20 protein-coding genes are annotated in these 18,834 nt (G+C 50.4%); 11 read left to right on the top strand and 9 right to left on the bottom strand.

What is annotated here, in order from left to right; all coding sequences use genetic code 11:
* Positions 1 to 16 precede the first annotated feature (16 nt).
* From SELR_RS16510 to SELR_RS16500, 3 genes are all read right to left on the bottom strand, one after another.
* Entirely contained in the window at positions 17 to 1,291 is a 1,275-nt protein-coding gene (locus SELR_RS16510) for an oligosaccharide MFS transporter (protein ID WP_014431199.1), read from the bottom strand.
* A 28-nt stretch (positions 1,292 to 1,319) separates the two neighbouring features.
* The gene (locus tag SELR_RS16505) at positions 1,320 to 2,696 is read right to left on the bottom strand and encodes a glycoside hydrolase family 32 protein (protein ID WP_014431198.1); all 1,377 of its coding nucleotides are present in this window, start codon (positions 2,694 to 2,696) and stop codon (positions 1,320 to 1,322) included.
* A gap of 188 nt (positions 2,697 to 2,884) precedes the next feature.
* A complete protein-coding gene (locus SELR_RS16500; protein WP_014431197.1) occupies positions 2,885 to 3,859 on the bottom strand; it encodes a LacI family DNA-binding transcriptional regulator in 975 nt (324 codons plus the stop codon).
* Between the two features lie 187 nt (positions 3,860 to 4,046).
* Here SELR_RS16500 and SELR_RS19175 point away from each other — a divergent pair, with 187 nt between their 5' ends.
* From SELR_RS19175 to SELR_RS16470, 6 genes are all read left to right on the top strand, one after another.
* Positions 4,047 to 4,247, top strand: coding sequence for a type 2 periplasmic-binding domain-containing protein (locus SELR_RS19175; protein WP_041914936.1), 201 nt, complete (start codon positions 4,047 to 4,049; stop codon positions 4,245 to 4,247).
* A gap of 114 nt (positions 4,248 to 4,361) precedes the next feature.
* Positions 4,362 to 5,072 carry a YeiH family protein gene (locus SELR_RS16490; protein WP_014431196.1) on the top strand — a complete coding sequence of 237 codons (711 nt, stop codon included), beginning with the start codon at positions 4,362 to 4,364 and terminating at the stop codon, positions 5,070 to 5,072.
* A 46-nt stretch (positions 5,073 to 5,118) separates the two neighbouring features.
* Entirely contained in the window at positions 5,119 to 5,604 is a 486-nt protein-coding gene (locus SELR_RS16485) for a MarR family winged helix-turn-helix transcriptional regulator (RefSeq protein WP_014431195.1), read from the top strand.
* Positions 5,605 to 5,665: 61 nt separating this feature from the next.
* Positions 5,666 to 6,760, top strand: a complete 1,095-nt coding sequence (locus SELR_RS16480) for an HlyD family secretion protein (RefSeq protein ID WP_014431194.1) — start codon at positions 5,666 to 5,668, stop codon at positions 6,758 to 6,760.
* A complete protein-coding gene (locus SELR_RS16475; protein ID WP_014431193.1) occupies positions 6,741 to 7,931 on the top strand; it encodes an ABC transporter permease in 1,191 nt (396 codons plus the stop codon). Before SELR_RS16480 ends, SELR_RS16475 begins: the two co-directional genes overlap by 20 nt.
* 4 nt (positions 7,932 to 7,935) lie before the next feature.
* On the top strand, positions 7,936 to 8,466 hold the full coding sequence (locus SELR_RS16470; RefSeq protein ID WP_014431192.1) for a universal stress protein: 531 nt from the start codon (positions 7,936 to 7,938) through the stop codon (positions 8,464 to 8,466).
* A 159-nt stretch (positions 8,467 to 8,625) separates the two neighbouring features.
* On the opposite strand, the gene SELR_RS18985 is transcribed toward SELR_RS16470, so the two are convergent.
* Positions 8,626 to 8,781 (bottom strand): hypothetical protein, encoded by a 156-nt coding sequence (locus SELR_RS18985; RefSeq protein WP_014431191.1) that lies wholly within the window; start codon positions 8,779 to 8,781, stop codon positions 8,626 to 8,628.
* 125 nt (positions 8,782 to 8,906) lie between these two features.
* Here SELR_RS18985 and SELR_RS16465 point away from each other — a divergent pair, with 125 nt between their 5' ends.
* From SELR_RS16465 to SELR_RS16455, 3 genes are all read left to right on the top strand, one after another.
* Entirely contained in the window at positions 8,907 to 9,185 is a 279-nt protein-coding gene (locus tag SELR_RS16465; RefSeq protein WP_014431190.1) for a hypothetical protein, read from the top strand.
* Between the two features lie 58 nt (positions 9,186 to 9,243).
* Positions 9,244 to 10,647: a hypothetical protein gene (locus tag SELR_RS16460; RefSeq protein ID WP_014431189.1), complete on the top strand. Its 1,404-nt coding sequence runs from the start codon at positions 9,244 to 9,246 to the stop codon at positions 10,645 to 10,647.
* A 135-nt stretch (positions 10,648 to 10,782) separates the two neighbouring features.
* Positions 10,783 to 11,616, top strand: a complete 834-nt coding sequence (locus SELR_RS16455) for a deoxyribonuclease IV (protein WP_014431188.1) — start codon at positions 10,783 to 10,785, stop codon at positions 11,614 to 11,616.
* 84 nt (positions 11,617 to 11,700) lie between these two features.
* Here SELR_RS16455 and SELR_RS16450 read toward each other — a convergent pair whose 3' ends face one another.
* From SELR_RS16450 to SELR_RS16430, 5 genes are all read right to left on the bottom strand, one after another.
* Complete coding sequence (locus SELR_RS16450; protein WP_014431187.1) at positions 11,701 to 12,984, bottom strand: oligosaccharide MFS transporter; 1,284 nt, start codon at positions 12,982 to 12,984, stop codon at positions 11,701 to 11,703.
* 34 nt (positions 12,985 to 13,018) lie between these two features.
* A complete protein-coding gene (locus tag SELR_RS16445; protein WP_014431186.1) occupies positions 13,019 to 14,407 on the bottom strand; it encodes a glycoside hydrolase family 32 protein in 1,389 nt (462 codons plus the stop codon).
* A gap of 154 nt (positions 14,408 to 14,561) precedes the next feature.
* Positions 14,562 to 15,536 carry a LacI family DNA-binding transcriptional regulator gene (locus SELR_RS16440; protein ID WP_014431185.1) on the bottom strand — a complete coding sequence of 325 codons (975 nt, stop codon included), beginning with the start codon at positions 15,534 to 15,536 and terminating at the stop codon, positions 14,562 to 14,564.
* A 3-nt stretch (positions 15,537 to 15,539) separates the two neighbouring features.
* Entirely contained in the window at positions 15,540 to 16,037 is a 498-nt protein-coding gene (locus SELR_RS16435; RefSeq protein ID WP_014431184.1) for a MazG nucleotide pyrophosphohydrolase domain-containing protein, read from the bottom strand.
* Between the two features lie 128 nt (positions 16,038 to 16,165).
* Entirely contained in the window at positions 16,166 to 16,927 is a 762-nt protein-coding gene (locus SELR_RS16430; RefSeq protein ID WP_014431183.1) for a DeoR/GlpR family DNA-binding transcription regulator, read from the bottom strand.
* Between the two features lie 226 nt (positions 16,928 to 17,153).
* Between SELR_RS16430 and SELR_RS16425 the strand changes: the two genes are divergently transcribed.
* Positions 17,154 to 17,537: a PTS sugar transporter subunit IIA domain-containing protein gene (locus SELR_RS16425; protein WP_014431182.1), complete on the top strand. Its 384-nt coding sequence runs from the start codon at positions 17,154 to 17,156 to the stop codon at positions 17,535 to 17,537.
* A 218-nt stretch (positions 17,538 to 17,755) separates the two neighbouring features.
* Positions 17,756 to 18,793 carry a Gfo/Idh/MocA family oxidoreductase gene (locus tag SELR_RS16420; protein WP_014431181.1) on the top strand — a complete coding sequence of 346 codons (1,038 nt, stop codon included), beginning with the start codon at positions 17,756 to 17,758 and terminating at the stop codon, positions 18,791 to 18,793.
* Positions 18,794 to 18,834: the final 41 nt, after the last annotated feature.

The raw sequence follows: 18,834 nt of genomic DNA, 5'->3' as shown, positions 1-18,834 counted from the left end.
CCTATCAATTCTCTTTTCAAGCTTCCAGCGGCTGACCAGCCACATCCTTATCGTCCTTTTTCAGCATAAAGAACGCATAAAACGTGGCACACAGGACAATGCCTGCAATGATCAGGAAAGTGCTCTGATAACCAATGTTGTCACGCAGGCTGCCCAGCGGCACAGAGAAGATAATACCGCCGACAGAAGCTGCAATCTGGAAGCCGACCATATAGAGGGTAGCCGATACGCGGGTATCGAAATGCAAGGTGAAATAACGGAAGATGGCCAGAACAAAGAGGGCCGTTTCCGGGGCATGCAGGAGTTTGATCAGGCCAATGCCCAGCGGCGTGGAGGCCAGGCCGCAACCACCAATACGGCAGACCATGATAACACAGCCTAACAGCAAAGCATGGCGCACGCCAATCTTTCGCATCAAGATTGGCACCAGCCCCATCATCAGGAACTCCAGAAATACCTGCACGGAATTCAGGATACCATAAGCCTGCTGACCTTCCTCCGGCGTGGGGAAGAACCGGGTAAAGAATTCCGGGAACATCTGCTGGTCAAAAACGGTGTAGAAAGTCCAGCTAAGGATGACAAAGATGATGATCTTCCAAAGGTCAAAGATGCCGAAGACGCTGATGATTTCCTTAAGAGACGGAGACTTCACCGCCTTGTCCCGCTCCTCGCTGTTCTCATAGGCCTGCACATTGGCTTCTTTATTTTCCGGCTTCAGCAACAACAGGATGGCCAGCAGCACCGCCGATACGGCAGAACCGGTCCAGAACACCAGATAGGGATTGATGGTAAAGAGGAAACCTGCGGCCAGTGCCGACATGGCATAGCCCAGAGAACCCCAGGCCCGGGCCTGACCATATTCGAAACTGTAACGGCGGCTGAGCCGTTCCGTCACCGCCTCAAACACGGGGCAGGCAGCCAGATAGGCCACAGACAGATACACAGCCCCCACCATGGCCCCCACATAGAAATTCGCGGCCAGCATAGGCACATAAACCCAGGTGAAGAACGGTGCCAACAGCACCTGACAGCCCACCATAAACATAAGCAGATGTTTCTTGAGACCCAACTTATCCTGCAATGAACCATAGACAAACATCAGCACCAGAGCCACCGCCGAACCGAAGGTATAGATGGTGCCCACCTGAGCTCCTGTAAAGCCCTGCTTCGTGGTCAGCCAGATTTGGAAAAAGGACCACCAGATCCCCCAGCCCGCAAAGAACAAAAGAATTTCCAGCGAGCCTGCCCGATAAAACGGATTGCGTAAAGCCTTCATCAAGATATTTTGCATGATTGTCGCTCCCCTTCATTTTTATCAATCAATACTGATTGCTTTCACTCTCCAGCCGCCATACCTGAGCCTGATTGCCAGCCTCAGCCAGCAGGCGGCAGGTCACATCACTCTGCCAGTAGATGCGCTCTGTAAAGGTCAGTTCGCCGTCATTGACGAACACCTCTGCTGAGCTCCTGTCGATAAAGATCTGCAGCTTCAGCTGCTCAAAGTTTCGCAGTACCGCAGCCCGTTCCCCATCTTCAGTATTGCGGCTTACGATAAAGCGTCCGCCAGGTTCCAGGCTCAGCTGCAGACTCCTGATCCCGTCCGTCAGCAACAGAAGCCGCCCTTCCGGCTTATCCGTAAAGGTCAATTCCAGTTCTGCCAAACGGCCCAGATGATAATCCCGCTCCGTTTCCAGCCCGCCTGCCAGCAAAACCTCCTGCCGCAAGCCCTTGAGTTCATTGATCGGCTTTTGCATGATCAGGCCGTCCTTGACGGAAAGTTCTCTTGGCACTGTCAGCGCCCCGGCCCAGCCGTCTTCAATCTCCGGCATGGGGGAATCCCAGGCGTTCATCCAGGCAATCATCACCCGCCGGCCATCCGGCGTCAGCATGGTCTGAGCGGCATAGAAATCATGACCATGGTCGATTTCCACAAAGCCCTGATGCTTGAGTTTCTTATCCTCTATATTCCCCAGCAGATAGCCCGTCTGGTTCAGATTGCGGAAGCGGTCGCCGTCGGCCTCCAGCCCCTGGGGGGACATCAACAGGACATCCTTGCCATCCAGATGGAAGAAATCAGGACATTCCCACATATAGCCTTCCACTTTCCTGTCCACGGACTTGCTGAGTTCCGTCTCCGGCTGCCAGTGCAAAAGATCCTTAGAACGATAGATCAGTGCCCGGCCCAGTCCATCCAAATCCTGACTGCCCAGTACCATGAAGAAAGTATCTCCTTCCTGCCAGACCTTCGGATCACGGAAATGCTTCGTATTGTCTGTCGGTGTCTTCAGCACCGGATTGGCTCCATACTTCGTGAAATGAATGCCATCCTCACTCCAAGCCACCCGCTGATCCTGATAGAAATCTTCCGGATCCACAGCGTTAGGCGTATGATGGCCCGTGTAGATCAGCCACAGCTTGTCATCATAGACCACGGCACTGCCTGAGAAGCAGCCATTCTCGTTTTCGTCCGGCGTCAGAGCTGTGGGCAACGTCTCCCAATGCACCAGATCCCGGCTGCGAGCATGGCCCCAATGCATGGGCCCCCATTCCGCTGCATAAGGATAATACTGGTAAAATATATGATACCAGCCTTTGAAAAAAGAAAAACCATTGGGATCATTCATCCAGCCTCCCGGAGTCATTACATGATACCCCAGACGATACCGCTGATTCGTGATTGCTATAGGTTCTTTCATAAACATGCTCTCCCTTGTTTTATCCTGATTGACTTATTTATTATTTTTGAACCGTTTCAGTGAACCGGTTCAAAAAGTATTTTAGACGTATTTTCTTCGATTGTCAATGGGTTTATAATATATTTTTTTATGGTTATATTCTGATTATTGAAATTCCTATTTGTAAAAAAACAGGAAAAACCTGTCTTTCAACAAGTTTCTCCTGCCAGTAAGGTTGGCGGCAGCACCCAGGGCGAATTGTCCGGCTTGCCACTTATAAGACCGACGATCTTTCTAGCCGCCAGTTCAGCCAGCTCGGCAATGGGCTGACGTACGGCTGTCAACCTGCAAGCGCCGTTTTGCGTAATCAAGGTACCATCATAGGCCACGATCTTCAGCTGCTCCGGCACCCTGATTCCCCGCTGCACAGCCACCTGCAGGCAGCTGAGCACCGACAAATCCGATCCCAGGATACCGTCCACATCCCTGTAATCCGCAAAAATCTTTTCCGCCAATTGCAGGGAATCCAAGCCTCCGAAACTGTTCCAAGGCAGAGAGACGGTATCCGTACGCACACCATAAGCTTCCATGACTTCATTGAATACCTGATGGTATTCCCCCGCCGGGGTTTTAACCATCTGAGAGCCGGCGATTTCCACGATATGATGGCAGTCATGCTGCAAAAAGGCCTCCGCTGCCAGCCTGCCCCCCAACCTATGGTCAGCATGTACGATGGGAATCTCGGGACTTAAATAACGGTCAAAGGCAATAATTGGCTGCTTCAGATTCTGATAAAGCGAAGTATCCAGGGAATGTGCCCCCATAATGATGCCATCCATAGTCTGACGCTTCAACATTTCAATAAAGGCTTGCTCCGCATTCTCCTTTTGCCGGGTACAGCAGAGCATGGTCTTATAGCCCAAATGGAACAAGGCTTCCTCTAGCGCCTCCACTAGTTCGGCAAAAAAGGGATGGGCTACGGTGGGTACGATAACCCCCACCGTCATGGTACGCTTGAGCGATAGATTGCGAGCCATCTCGCTGGGCACATACTGCAGTTTCTCCACCGCATCTTCCACCTTTTTCCGAATCTGCGGTGAACCATAATCTGCATGATTGAGCACCATGGAAACTGTTCCTACAGACACCCCGGCCTCCTTCGCCACATCCCGTATCTTAGCCATATTGCCACGCCTCCCTATAATCAATACGTCTATTTTACCTTTTATTGCTGTCAGCGTCCAGTAAAGAAAAGATTTTACTCCCTAAGTCAGTTACATTTTTCAAATTCTGAAAATAAGCAATGGTTCGGGCTATCCCCTCGGCCAGATTCATCTGAGGCTGCCAACCAAGATTCTGTATGACTGCCTTATGACAGAGTACAGAGCGGCGTCCCCCTTTCTAGCCGCTGCAAAGCAGGGCATCACAGTCCGCTCAGCAGCTCTTGCCATCAGCCTTATCCAGTTTACCATTCCCGGCATTTCCTTTACACGGACCTTTCGGATTGTCTGCCATGTCAATAAATATCTGACACCGGCCATGGAGAACTTCATTGACCTTTGCGGCGAATGAGATACAGATTCATAGGTTATAGCCTATGATAATCATCAAATCATAGTATTTTACAATTCACCCAGCAAGTGCTAGGATGTTTCCGTAATGATATTCGAGGAGGCATCCTAACAAATGAAGAAAGAACATATCCGAGGTATTTTGCTGGCTTTGGTCATTGCCATACCTGCCTGGCTTTTGGGCAAGCAGTTCCCCATTATCGGCGGGCCGGTATTCGGCATCCTGCTGGGCATGCTGCTGGCGGGAATCAATCGCCCATCAACACTGGAGCCCGGCATCGCCTTTACAGGCAAGAAGATACTCCAGTATGCCATTATCCTGCTGGGCTTTGAAATGAATCTCTTCAATGTGCTGGCTGTATTCATCTTCCCCTTCCTAGGGCATCTGATGAATATGTCTGACCTGGGCTTTGGCATGTGGGCCGGTACGGCGGTAAACGATACATCTTCCGTTGTGGCAGCCGGATATTCCTATAGCGAAGAAGCTGGCGGGCTGGCCACCATCGTAAAGCTTACCCGGGCTCTGATGATTGTACCTGTCTGCCTGATTTTTGCCCTGCTGATGGCACGAGAAAAAGCCAACACTGGTGCTGGATTTAACTTCCGGAAAATCTTCCCCTGGTTTATCCTTTGGTTTGTGGTGGCTTCCATCGTCAACACCACTGGCATTCTGCCGGAAGCTCTCTCGCAAACCTTGGGCACCTGCGGCAAATTCGCCATTGTCATGGCCATGACGGCCATCGGCCTGAACACAAGACTGGGAGAACTGGTAAAACATGGCCTTATGGTCATTTTTTCGTTGACATTTCTTAGAAAATCCTTATAATGTAAATAGTTAGCAATCTAATTAGTTTTGACGAAAGGTAACGTTGATGAAGAGGGAAATGATACCCAGCTTTGCGGAGCTGGAACAGCACAAACGTCTGATTCCTGAGATAAATCCAGCGGCGGTCATGGCCATGCTGAACATCAAGACAGTCAGTGAAGAAATTCAGCAAACCATTTTGGACGTGATACAACAGACGTACCATTTATCCGAGGGAAAATTCTGCACCCTGATCGTCCTGCATCAGCAAGGAACGCATGGCATAGCCCCTTCGATGCTGGCAGAAAAAGTCGGCGTTACCCGGGCCACCATCAGCAATATGCTGCAACGCATGGAACGGGACAATCTGGTCACTATACGGAAAGCCCAGTCCGATGGCCGGTCCAAGGTAGTCTGTCTGACAGATGAAGGTACCAGGCTCATGGAGGAAATCCTGCCTCCCCACTACCTGCGTGTCAGCAAGTTAATGGAAAAATTAACCACCGCTGAACAAAAGCAGTTGATCTCCCTGTTGGAAAAGTTAAGTGCCTAAAGCTTAGGTACTTTTCTTTTAACTATATAGTTAGCAAGCTAATTAAAAAAGGAGCAATACAATGAACACCATGAACAAGGCCAAAAAAACTGGCATTATCTTCCTTGCCCTGCTGATTATCGGCGGGCTGATCCTTATGTATAAAGGCAATGATGCCCTGGTGCTGGCCACCGAGAAAAAAGAAGGCATCCTTACCGCCGAACAGGTAAAGATGTCCTTTGATTCCGTCAGCGGCCGCCTGATTAAAGAAGCGGTAAAAGAAGGGGATTTCGTCAAAAAGGGCGATGTGATTATGGAACTTGACTCCACAGACACGGATCTGGCCATCGAAAAACTCAAGACACAGATTGCCCAGATGGATGCCAATATTGCCTCCACCAGTGGCACGCAGAGCATCAACTTTATGAAGGCCAACACGGACGAAAGCCAGGGCTACCGCGGCATTGACCAGCAACAAGCCGCCGTGCAGTCGGCCAGCGTTACCCTGAAAAATGCCCAGCTGGACTACAACCGTAAGGCTTCCCTGGTACAAGCCGGAGCCATTGCTCAGTCCCAGCTGGATGATGCTGAAATGAATCTTAATGTGGCCCGGGCCAATGTGGAACAGCAAAAGCAGCTTTTAAGCAAGCTGACCGCCGCCACCAATGGCAGCGGCACGGACACCATCGCCCAGGAACGGCAGGCCGCCGCTAATATGGCCAACGATGTGGAAGCCCTGCGTCAGCAGAAAGCCGCTTTGGAAGTGCAGCTCAAGGAACTGGAAACCGCCAAGGAACGTCTGACCCTGCGGGCTCCGGAAGACGGCAAGATTCTGAAGGTCCTGGCCAAGGAAGGTGAAATGATCAGCCCCTCTACTCCGGTAGTGCTGCTGGAAAGCAATCGCAGTTATTATGACATCTATATCAGTGAAAAACAGGCTGCCGGACTCAGCGAAGGCATGACGATCAAAGGCGTTACCGTGGCCGGAGACAAAGAAGTCACCGGCACCGTCCGCCTGCTCACCCAGGCCCCGGGCTTTGCCGACCTCAAGAATTCCCGGGAAAAAGGTCAGTCTGACCTGTCTGCATTCCAGGTACGCATTTACATCGACCGCCAGGATGGCATTATCCCGGGCATGACGATTGGAGTGAACGCCGATGAATTCACTAAGAGATGAGCTTAAATTCCTGTTTTCCGGACAGGGTATGCCCTATGAAAAAGTCTGCCTGATGGTGGCCATGGTCATCACCATCTTTATGTCGGTAATCCTCTCTGGCAATATTGCCAAAGATGCCAAGGTGGCCATTATCGACCTGGACAATTCCGCCTATACCCGTTCCCTGATCAACCGCATCGAGGCTTCGGAATTCATGAAGGTAACGGCGGTATTGAATACCCCACAGGACCCCAAGGAACTGTTTTATCAGGACAGGGCCGTTACCGTGGTCTACTTCCCCCAGGGGCTGGAAAAGGACCGCTACACAGGCACAGCTACCAATATTGGCGTCTTTTACGACAACACCAACACCGCCAATACCAGCAATATCAAGGAAGCGCTGAATGAAATCATCGGCCTTGACAATGCGGCGGCCAGTGGCGATGTCGGCAGCAGCAACGACAATCTCCAAGGTTCTGTGAGCCTGGCCGTCCGCAATCTCTTCAATCCTCAGGATTCCAAGGACAACGGGGAAACCCTGGGCTTTCTCCTGTTCTTCGGTTCCATGTTCTTCACGTTTGCCACCATCGGCATGATTCCCCGGCTGCGGCTCAGCCATCAGCTGGATGAAGTCCTGTTGCATGGCACGCCCTGGGATTTGCTCATCCGCCTGCTGCCTTACGGTTTCTGCCTCCTGGTATCCTGGGTGGTGGGCCTCGCCATCCTGCGGGTCTGGGGAGACCTGACCTTTTCCGGCAGTCTGCTGACCTTCCTCTTCGTGCAGCTTTTCTTCATCCCCACCGTGGGAGCCCTCTCCCTGTTCTTTGGCTGGACTGCCGCCAATCCCGGCATTGCTTCCAGCCGCATGATTCTCTTTATCCCCGGTGGCTTTATCCTGGGCGGCATGACCGGCCCGACCACTTTCTTTGCTGACTGGGTAGTGAAATTCAGCCATATCTTCCCCCTGACCTGGGAATTCCACTTCCAGCGGGACATCATCTCCCGGGGAGCCGGCCTTGCCGATATCAGTCAGACCTTCGGTGCCTTCATGGTCTACATGGGCATTGTAGGCATAATCTTCTGCCTGCGCTTCTACTCCGCCAAAAAGGAACTTCTGGCCCAGCAAGCAGCTGACCAGCACAAACAGCAGGAACTGCAGAAACTGACCCGGGAATTAACAGAACAGGGGTGACATTATGGACAAAGAAATGAATACCGAGAAACTCATCGCCGCCATCCAGTCAAGGCCCAGGCAGAAGATTCAATGCAACCGCATCCTCCTGCCCACTGACGGCTCAGGACAGGCCTTCAAGGCCTTGGGCGAGGCCATTAGTCTGGCCAAGGCAACGGATGCAGAAATCACGCTGCTTATGGTGGTAGACTACAATAAAAACGTAGCTGCCTTTGAACAGGTCAGCCTCAGCGGTTATGTGCCGGCAGAGCTGAAAATCGCCGCCTACCAATTACTGGCAGAGCTCATGCATATAGTCCCCCAGAATGTAAAAGCTCATACCCGCGTAGAGACAGGCGACCCCGGTGATATGATATTACAGGTGGCTGAAGAAGAAGAAAGCGATATGATTGTCATGGGAACCCATGGTTTCGGTACCTTCCGCAGCCTGCTCATGGGCAGCGTATCCCATTTTGTTTCCCAATATGCCACCTGCCCGGTACTGCTCTGCAAAGGCCTGCCAGAAGAGCCAGAACATTCCTATCGGCATAAATAAATGGCGCATCCCTTATATTATCTATAGGCTTTCGTTAAAGCTCTCCTAAAATATAATACACACCCCAAAAGGGGCCGTACTGCTCATACGGCCTCTTTTGGGTATTTTCCATACCAGATCCCATCCTGCTATGCAAGAAAAAGCGCTCTTGTTTATCCGTTAAAACGTATATTTCATGCCAAAACGATATACACGTCCGTCAGCGAAAAGGTTGACATTCTTTTCATCAAAGATGTTGTTTCCCCGTTTCGTCAGTTTGTCTGCCACATCATCCATAGCTGCAACCAATTGTAAATAGACCTGTTCTACATTCATTGCTTCATCCCCCCGACATCTTTAATGAAAATATAATGTCTTTTTAATCTCAGTCCAATATACCATATTTATAATAATCCTCATGGAAAAAAACACATGGATGACGATAGATGAGGAGAAGAAATATGAACAAGAAATTTATGGTAGCAGCTGCTTTGGTGGCAGCAACTTTTTCTGCCGGTCTTATCGGCAATGTGGCCAGTGCCAATCCGTCGCCAGCCCCCCAAGCCCCCATCGTTCAACAGCAGCAGGTTAGAAATGATGTAAAGGCTCCCAAGGCTGAAGATCAGAAAAAAGACGTAAAAAAACAGCATGGCGAGCAGGAAAGACAGCAGCCTGCTCAAAAGTTCAATGAAAAGCAGCAACAGCCAAATGACAAGCAGCCGTTGCCCAAAGAACGCTAAGAGTTTTACCCGGCAGGAGCTTCGGCTCCTGTCTTTTTTCTCAGAGGAGCGATACAATATGTCCTTTTTATCATCAAAGCAAAAGCAACGTCTTATTGCTGCCAGCTTGTCTCTGGCCTGCCTGGGAGCTATGGGCACTGTCATGGCCGCTGACACGCCACAACCGCCTGCCTTGAACGGCATGGGGCAGCCACCGGCTCCCCCTGATGGAAAGCGGCCTCCCGCCCCACCTCCAGATGGTAAGTTTGGCGGTATGCAGGAAAAACAAAATGACGCCAGCAACCTGAAAGCCACACAGATTGTGGACGGCGTGACCAGCGATGTAAGCAATAACACTCTTGCCAACGATAACACCGACGAAAACGTCCTGTTGGTACGCAACAATGGCAGTCTGACCGCCAAGGATGATACCCTTACCAAAAATGGGGATAGTTCCAGTGCCGATGCCAGCAATTTCACCGGCCAGAATGCCATTATCCTGGTCAACAACAGCACTGCTGACTTGGAAAACCTGAACCTCTCTTCCAATGGCGACGGTGCCAATGGCATTTTTGCCACCGGAGAAAAAGCTCAGATTCAAGCCCGGCACATCAAAATTCACACCAAAAACAACTCTTCCCGTGGTCTTGATGCCACCTACGGCGGCACAATCAACGCCGAAGATGTGGACATCATTACGGAAGGGGCTCATTGCGGGGCATTGGCCACAGACCGGGGCGAAGGCAATATCATCGTAAAGGATGCCAAAATCCAGACCTCCGGCGAGGGCAGTCCCTGCATCTACTCCACAGGCAACATCCAACTGACCAACGGCAATGGTGAAGCCACCGGCAGCGAAATCGCCGTTGTTGAAGGCAAAAACTCCATTACCCTCAAAGATTCCACATTGACTGGACATGTAAAGCACGGGGTTATGCTCTACCAGAGCTTCTCCGAGGATGCCAATGTGGGCACCGCTCAGTTTACGGCCGTCAATTCCACGCTGAACAACCAGTCCGACGGCCCCGTGTTCTATATTACCAACACCACAGCCACCGCCACCTTGGAAAACACGACGCTTAACCAGTCCGGCGACATCCTCGTAAAGGTTACCAGTGACCGTTGGGGCAGCGAGGGAAAAAATGGCGGCGACTTTACCCTGAAGGCAAAAAACCAGCTGTTGACCGGTCAGATTCTGGCCAACAACATCAGCAAGGTCACGCTCGAACTGGGAAGCGGCAGTACCTTTACCGGCACCATCAACAAGGATTATCAGGCTGAAGCTGCCAATGTCTCCCTGAAAAACGGGGCCAACTGGAACCTTACAGCGGATGCCTATGTAACGACCATTACCGATGAACAGCAGGATTTTCACAATATCCAGAGCAATAAGCACAATATCTACTATGATAAGTCCGCCAATCCCCACTTGAATGGGCAAAGCATCAAACTGCCCGGTGGCGGACAATTACGCCCCCGTTAACCAAATATATTTTTCCCTGACAGGCTGACCAACATCAGCCTGTTTTTTTCAGCAATCATCGCATGCGTTCTTTTATTTGTCCCCCATTCCGTGTATAATTTTTTGTAGTTTCACAAATCTGAAAGGGGAATTATTATGCTTCACATCGGATGCCATCTATCGTCTGCCAAGGGCTATCTTGCCATGGGAAAGGATGCGGTCAGCATCAAGGCCGACACCTTTGCCTTCTTTACCCGCAATCCTCGTGGCGGCAAAGCCAAGAATATTGACCCTGCTGACGTGCAAACCTTTACAGATTTTGCGGAGGAGCATCATTTTACCAAACTGGTGGCCCATGCTCCCTACACCATGAACTTATGTGCCGCCAAAGACAATATACGCACCTTTGCTCATGAGATGCTGGTTGATGACCTGCAGCGTATGGAAGCCACACCGGGGAACTACTACAATTTCCACCCCGGCAGCCATGTGGGACAGGGAAGCAAAGCCGGTATTGACTTGATTGCCGCAGAGCTTAACCGTGTCCTCACCCCTTCCCAATCCACTACGGTACTTCTGGAAACCATGGCAGGAAAAGGCACCGAAATTGGACGGACCTTCGATGAACTGCGGGAAATCATGGACCAGGTGGAACTGCAGGACAAGCTCGGTATCTGCCTGGACACATGCCATATCTGGGATGGCGGTTATGATATCGTCAATGACCTGGAGGGCGTACTGGAAGAGTTTGACCGCATTATCGGCCTTGAACGGCTAAAAGCCATCCACCTCAACGACAGCCTGAATCCCTGCGGCTCTCACAAAGACCGCCATGCCTGCATTGGTAAAGGCTGCATTGGCCTTGACGCACTGACAAGGGTCATCAACCATCCAAAGCTGAGAAATCTCCCCTTTATCCTGGAGACACCCAATGAACTTCCCGGCTATGCCCAGGAAATTTCTCTGCTGAGAGAAAATTTTCAGGAATAGCTAACCCTAAAATGATAACGGCAACGCCGCCTGTCCTCTTTTGAACAGGCGGCGTTGCCGTTATTGACATTTCTTCAGTTTTGCTTATTCAGCTACTGCTTCCAACTCCAGCGGCTGTCCTTCCACGCATTGGTCATCCTTGCGGAGAACGACGAAGGCATAGAGGCTGGCCACGCAGACGATGCCGGAAATCACCAGGAAGGTCTGCTGATAGCCAATCTGGTCATGAAGAGCCCCCAGGGGAGCAGAGAAGATAATCTGACCAATCTGGGCTGCAATCTGGAAGCCCACCATGTAGAGGGTGGCAGAAATGCGGGTGTCAAAATGCAGGGTGAAATAGCGGAAAATAGCCAGGATGAACAGCGCCGTTTCCGGAGCATGCAGCAATTTGATAATGCCCACACCCAGGGGGCTGCTGGCCAGCCCGCAGCCGCCAATACGAAGAATCATGATGCAGCAACTCAGCAGAATGGCTTTCCGCACACCGATTCTCTTCATGAAGACAGGCACCAACCCCATCATGAGAAATTCCAGGAAGACTTCAATGGAATTCAGCACCCCATAGGCCTGCTGGCCCTGCTCCGGGGTATCAAAGAAGCGGGTGAAGAATTCCGGGAACATTTGCTGGTCAAAGACCGTGTAAAAAGTCCAGCTCATCATGACAAAGCCAATGATTTTCCAAAGGTCTGCAATCTTGAAAACACCCAGAATATCCTTCATGGTAGGCGTCTTGCTGTCCTTCTGGCTTTCGCTCTTATCCTCGAAGCGGGCCAGGTTTTCCTCTTTCTTTTCCGGCTTCATAAAAAGCAGGGTAAGAAGCAGCACCGTAGAAACAGCAGAACCGGTCCAAAAGACCAGATAGGGGTTTACCGTGAAAAGAAAACCGGCAGCCAGGGCAGAGATAGCATAGCCAAAGGAACCCCAGGCTCTTGCCTGACCGTATTCAAAGTGAAAGCGGCGGCTCATACGCTCAGTGACTGCCTCAAAAACCGGGCAGGCAGCCAGATACGAAACAGCCAGATATACAGCTCCCACTACAGCCCCCAGATAAAAGTTTGCTTCCAACATGGGCACATATACCCAGGTGAAGAAAGGAGCCAGGAAAACCTGACAGGCAATCAGGGCAATGAGAAGGTGTTTCTTCATGCCTAGCTTATCCTGAATGGAACCATAGACAAACATCAGCAGAAGAGCCGCCGCAGAGCCAAAGGAAAAGATGGTGCCCACCTGGGTCCCGGAAAATCCCTGCTTGGTGGTCAGCCAAATCTGGAAGAAGGACCACCAGATGCCCCAGCCCCCAAAGAACAGCATAATTTGCAAGGAACCCATCCGATAAAACGGATTGCTAAAGTCTTGCAGAAATTTCATGATATAATCCCCCTAATTCATGACCTTTCGTCTGTCAGTATTGATTGGTTTCCTTTTCCAAAGCGTAAATACAAGCCTCCCTGACGGCCTTTTCTCCCAGGGAAAGTTCCAATTTCCCCTGCCAGTACATACGCTCGGTAAAGGTTATTTCCCCTCGGTTTACAAAGATTTCCGCAGAGCTTCTGTCCACGAAGATATGCAGGTCCAAATCCTTGTAGGGCATGATTTTCGCTGCCCGCAAACCATCTTTGGTGGTACGCTCTACCAGGATGCGGCTGCCTTCCGCATCCAAGGATATGGACAGCTCCTGCCCGCCGTCGCCAATCTTCAGCAATCTGCCGCTGAAATCACCACAATCTTTGAATAACAGCTTTATCTCGGAGGCAGCAGGAAGTGAAATGCTACTTTCCGGAACCAGCCCCCCGTCCAGCACGCGATGCAAACGCATGGAGGATAGTTCCGACACAGGCTTCTGATAGAGACGTCCCTTTTCAATCCGCAATTCTCTGGGAATTGTAAGAGCTCCTGCCCAGCCGTCCTCTTTTTCATACATGGGCGAGTCCCAGGCATTCATCCAGGCAGTCATGATTCTCCGGCCATCCGGAGCGAGCATGGTCTGGGTGGCGTAAAAATCATGCCCCCGGTCGATTTCCGTAAATTCCTGACGAACCAGATAATTCTCTTCATCCTGCTGCCCCAGCAGGTAGCAGGTCTGGTTGAGATTATGAAAGCAGTCTCCCTGCGGTTCCAGCCCCCGGGGCGACATGAGCAGCACATCCTGACCGTCCAAATGGAAGAAATCCGGACATTCCCACATGTAACCTTCATCCTTCAGATTCATTGCCTTGTCCAGCACGGAAACAAGCTGCCATTTTTTTAAGTCATTCGATTCGTAGAGAAGAGCACGTCCCAGCTCATCGCTGCCCTGACTGCCCAGCACCATATAAAAGATATCACCTTCCTGCCAGACTTTTGGGTTCCGGAAATGTTTGGTGTTGTCCGCCGGAGCCCGCAGTACCGGATTGCCTTCATACTTGGTAAAGTGGATTCCGTCTTCGGACCAGGCAATATTCTGGTCCTGATAGAATTCCTCGCTGTCCTCGGGATTGGTGAGATGGTGTCCCGTATAAATCAGCCAGAGCTTGTCATCATAAACCACAGCACTGCCGGAGAAGCAGCCATCCTCATGCTCATCCGGGGCCAGAGCCACCGGCAGTGTTTCCCAATGTACCAAATCCTTGCTGCGGGCATGTCCCCAGTGCATAGGACCCCATTCGGCAGCATAGGGATAATATTGGTAAAACATGTGATAATACCCTTTGAACCAGGGAAAACCATTGGAGTCATTCATCCATCCCCCTTTGGTCATCAAGTGATAACCCAGGCGGTAACGCTGGTCCGTTACCTTCATTACTTCTTGCATTTTCAATCCCCCATCTCTATCGAATCGGTTCGACATAAGGCTTTTAGAAAATCGAGCCAATATCAAATCGGTTCGATATATTTATAATAGTGGAACAATGAGAATTTATCAGTGCTCTTCCGAAAAAAAAATCACAAAACAAGAGGAAACCGAATCAACAGGTTTCACCTTTCAACATGGCAGGCGGCAGTACCCAGGGACTGTCATCCTGCTCTTCATTAACCATGTGAATGATTTTCTGTACGGCCAGACGGCAAAGGCCCTCGATGGGCTGGCGTACTGCCGTAATGGGCTGGGGCCCCATCCGGGTAACAGCCGTGCCATCATAAGCAACGAGCTTCAGGTCTTCCGGCACTTTCCTGCCCACAGAGACGGCTACATTCAGACAGGCCGAAATGGCCAGGTCCGCACCCCAAATCCCATCCGCCTCAGGATATTTCTGAAAAAGTTCCCGGGCGGCGTCCATGAAATCGCTGTAGGTAAAGGCATTCCAAGGCATTTCCAGCATATGAACCGTAGCTCCATGGGTCTGGAGAATATCCGCCGCCATAAAGTGGTATTCATTGGCAGGAGTGCTCACCCCCTGATAGCCCACAATCTCCACCACATGCCTGCACCCTTGGTTCAAAAGGGCCTCCGCTGCCATCCTTCCTCCCTGCTGGTGGTCGCAATGGACGATGGGAATATCCTCATTCAAAAAGCGGTCAAAGGCCACAATGGGCTGCTTGATGTTATCATAGAGGGAAACATCCAAAGAATGGGCTCCCATGATAATGCCATCCATGGTCCGCCGTTTCAGCATTTCCACAAAGGTACGCTCTGCGTTTTCCTTGTGCTGGGTACAGCAAAGCATCATCTTGTAATTCTGCTCATAAAGAGCTGCCTCCAAAGCTTCCACCACTTCGCCAAAGAACGGATGGGATATGGAGGGCAGGATAACACCGATGGTATTGGTACGATTCAGCGAAAGATTTCTGGCCACCTCGCTGGGGACATAATTGAGCTTTTTCATGGCAGCCTCTACCTTGGCACGGGTGGCTTCCGATACATAGCCCTTTTTATTCATTACCAGAGATACCGTGCTGGCAGCTACTCCTGCCTCTCTGGCTACATCCTTGATTCTGACCATAAATTATACTCCTTCAGGCGTCATGGACAGACCCTTGCGTTTTGCAGCCTTGTTGATGAGCTCCCGGCCTTCAACCAGGGCACCAGGCAGATAATCTTCTTCCCACTCACGCCCCTCTTTCTCCAGCTTCTTGATTTCTCCCCAGTCTGTAACCGGTTGTCCATCTTTCCCCCGCATAGGATCATGAAATACATGGGGGTGCCGTCTTACCATCTTATCTGCAGCAGCCTGGGCCACATCCTGCAGATTGAACAGCCCCTCTTTTTCTGCCAGATTGGCATGAAAGATAACCTGCAGGAGCAAATCCCCCAGTTCTTCCTTTAGGTTATCCGCTTTGCCGGTTTCCGTCAGGATATTGATGCCTGCCAGTACCTCACATGCTTCTTCTATACAACCTGCTTTTATGCTCTCGTGGGTCTGTACTCTATCCCAGGGGCATCCATCCTCAGCCTGAAGCTTTTTGACGATATTTTGCAGGCGTGTAACCTCATCTTGATTCATAAATTTACAATCCTTTCTGGATTTGCCTTACGTCACTATAACTGTTACCCACACTCGATAATTGGATGGGCATAGTTTTCCACAAACTCATAATATCATTTTTTTGCCACCAAAGACAATCTGAAAATTTAAACCAGAATGACCTCCGTTCCCCCATCTTTTATTTCCTGTACCAGCCGAGGCTCAGCTCCGCTATCCATAACCACAGCTTCAATCTCGGACAGCTTGGCCACAATTTCGAAAAATGCCCCGCCCAGTTTGGCATGGTCAGCAGCCACAATCACATGACGGGACTGACGGATGAGCACGCGCTTGGTTTCCGCATCAGCATAGTCCGGCACCGTCAGTCCATGCTGAGCATTGATGCCATTGGCTCCCAAAAATAGATAATCGATGCGGAACCGCTGGATAAAATCCGTGGTCAAAAGGCCGTTAAAACCCCGAATATCTTCGTTGAACTCCCCAGGCACCATAATGAGCTTGATGCCCTTGGCCGTGCTCAGAACCTGGGCCGTATCCAGCGAATTCGTCAGCACGGTGATATTTTTCTTGCCACGCAGAGCCTCTGCGATACGCTCAGCAGTCGAACCACAGTCGATAAAAACCGCACTGCCCTCACTGACCATAGCCGCACAACGCTCTGCGATACGTTGTTTTTCCAGCGGCAGCTGCGTCTGTCGGAATTTCAGGCTGTAGATAACAGCCGTGCCATGATTCAAAGCAGCTCCCCCACGAATAAGGGTAACCAGTCCCTGTCCTGCCATAACCTCCAAATCGCGGCGGATGGTCATAGCCGAAACATCAAGCTTCCGGCACAGCTCTGCTGTATACCCCGTGTGATTTGCCTCCAGATATTTAAGAATCTCTTCTCTTCTTGCAGAAGCCTTCATGAAATGCTCCTTTCCGCTGCGGCTTTGTTACATTATATTGTTATTTTAACATAAATACAGGATATAAAATAACATTTTTGCTTATTTTATCGGCAAAAACAACAAAATTTGTTATTTTCTCCTTGTCCTGACACTTTTCCCTTGCTACAATACAGACAAAGAAACGAACACATCCGGATGCATAAATCTGATAACACGATTCGCTTATCCAAAGGGGGATATTTCCATGAAGACCATTCTTGTTTCCAACAATTCTCTCGCCACTGTCCTGAAGGAATCACTGGCAGATTACACCTTGAACCCCACCTGTGAAGCCTTTTGCTTCCAGCACCCCCAGCATCTGGCCACAAGCAGCAAACTAGCTGAATACTTCCTGGCCTGTGAAGAACAAAATCCCCAGGAATATTATCTCATCCTAGCAGATGCCTTTGGCTCCACCGCCTATAACGAGACAGTCCTTCTGTTGGAACGATTGGGCATCCGGAACCGTGCCACGGTCTACACGGGTGTCAGCCTTCCCATGCTGGTGCAGCTCTATGACGAGGATGACTCCGCCAGTGACTTGGAGCTTTGGAAAAATCTGCAGCCAATCCTGCGTCATGCAGCTTAAATGCACGAAAAAACGCGGCCACACACCACACGATTGTGACCACGTTTTTGCTATTGCCAAACATTTATACCATATCCATAGCGAAAACCAACACAAATTGGTCAGTTCCTGCCATAAGCACCATTAGACAGGTAATTATACAAAGCCTTATAATAGGATTATTCCCAAACGCAGAGAATAGTATTATTATGGAGATAACACTTTTTTAGGAGGATCCTATGAACAACACACAGCAACTCGTAATCGGCTATATCGGCAATGGCAAGAGCACCAACCGCTATCATCTGCCCTTTGCCCTGAACAGGCCGGAAAAAATCAAGGTCAAGACAGTTTACCAGCGAACCCTTGGTAAAGGCGGCTGGACGCCTTTTGACGGCATTATATATACAGACCAGCTGCAGGAAATGCTTGCCGATGCAGAAATACAGGCCGTCGTTATCTGTACGCCGGTGGATAGTCATAAGGCTCTGGTTAAACAGGTCCTGGAAGCAGGAAAACACTGCGTAGTGGAAAAGCCCTTTGCTCTGAACCTTGCGGATGCTGAAGAAATGTTCCGCTTGGCTGAGGAAAAGGGACTGACGTTGGAATGTTATCAGAATCGACGCTTTGACAGCGATTTCCTCACCACCCAGCAGGTTATCGAATCCGGCAAACTGGGCCAGCTCTTTGAAGTCAATATGAACTATGACTACTACCGGCCCCATGTGCCGGAAGGCGAAACCTCCTATCAGCGTGACCATGCCTTTTTATACACCCATGCCTGCCATACGGTAGACCAGGTTCTGTCTTATTTTGGCAAGCCGCAAGAAATTCATAGCGATGTGCGACAGCTTCTGGGGCCGGGCCGCATGAATGATTACTTTGACCTGGACTTTTTGTATGATGGACTGAAAGTTTCGGTAAAATCCAGCTATTTCCGCGTTAAGTCCCGGCCCAGCTTCGCCGTATATGGCACCAAGGGCGTATTTATCAAGGAAACCGAAGACCGTCAGGAAGCGGATTTGAAGAAGTTTTACCTGCCCGCGGGGCATGACGATTTCGGCCAGGACCTGCCAGAGCATTACGGCACGCTGATTTACTACGATGAAGCAGGCCTTTATCATGAAGAAAAAGTTCCCACCGTTACAGGGGACTATGCACGCTATTACGATGCCCTGTATGAGACCATCATCAACGGAGCACCACCGCTCGTAACCAAAGAACAAACCCTGGAACAGATGCGGATTCTGGAAAAGGCCGGGGAAAATCTTGCCTAAAAAATCACGGGAAAGGAAGCGTTGTGTTTGAACATTGTAAA

The sequence above is a fragment of the Selenomonas ruminantium subsp. lactilytica TAM6421 genome, from assembly GCF_000284095.1.
In the GTDB taxonomy this organism is placed as follows: Bacteria; Bacillota; Negativicutes; order Selenomonadales; family Selenomonadaceae; genus Selenomonas_A; species Selenomonas_A lactilytica.
Note: the sequence above shows the minus strand (reverse complement) of the source record. Positions and strands in the feature narration are given on the sequence as shown.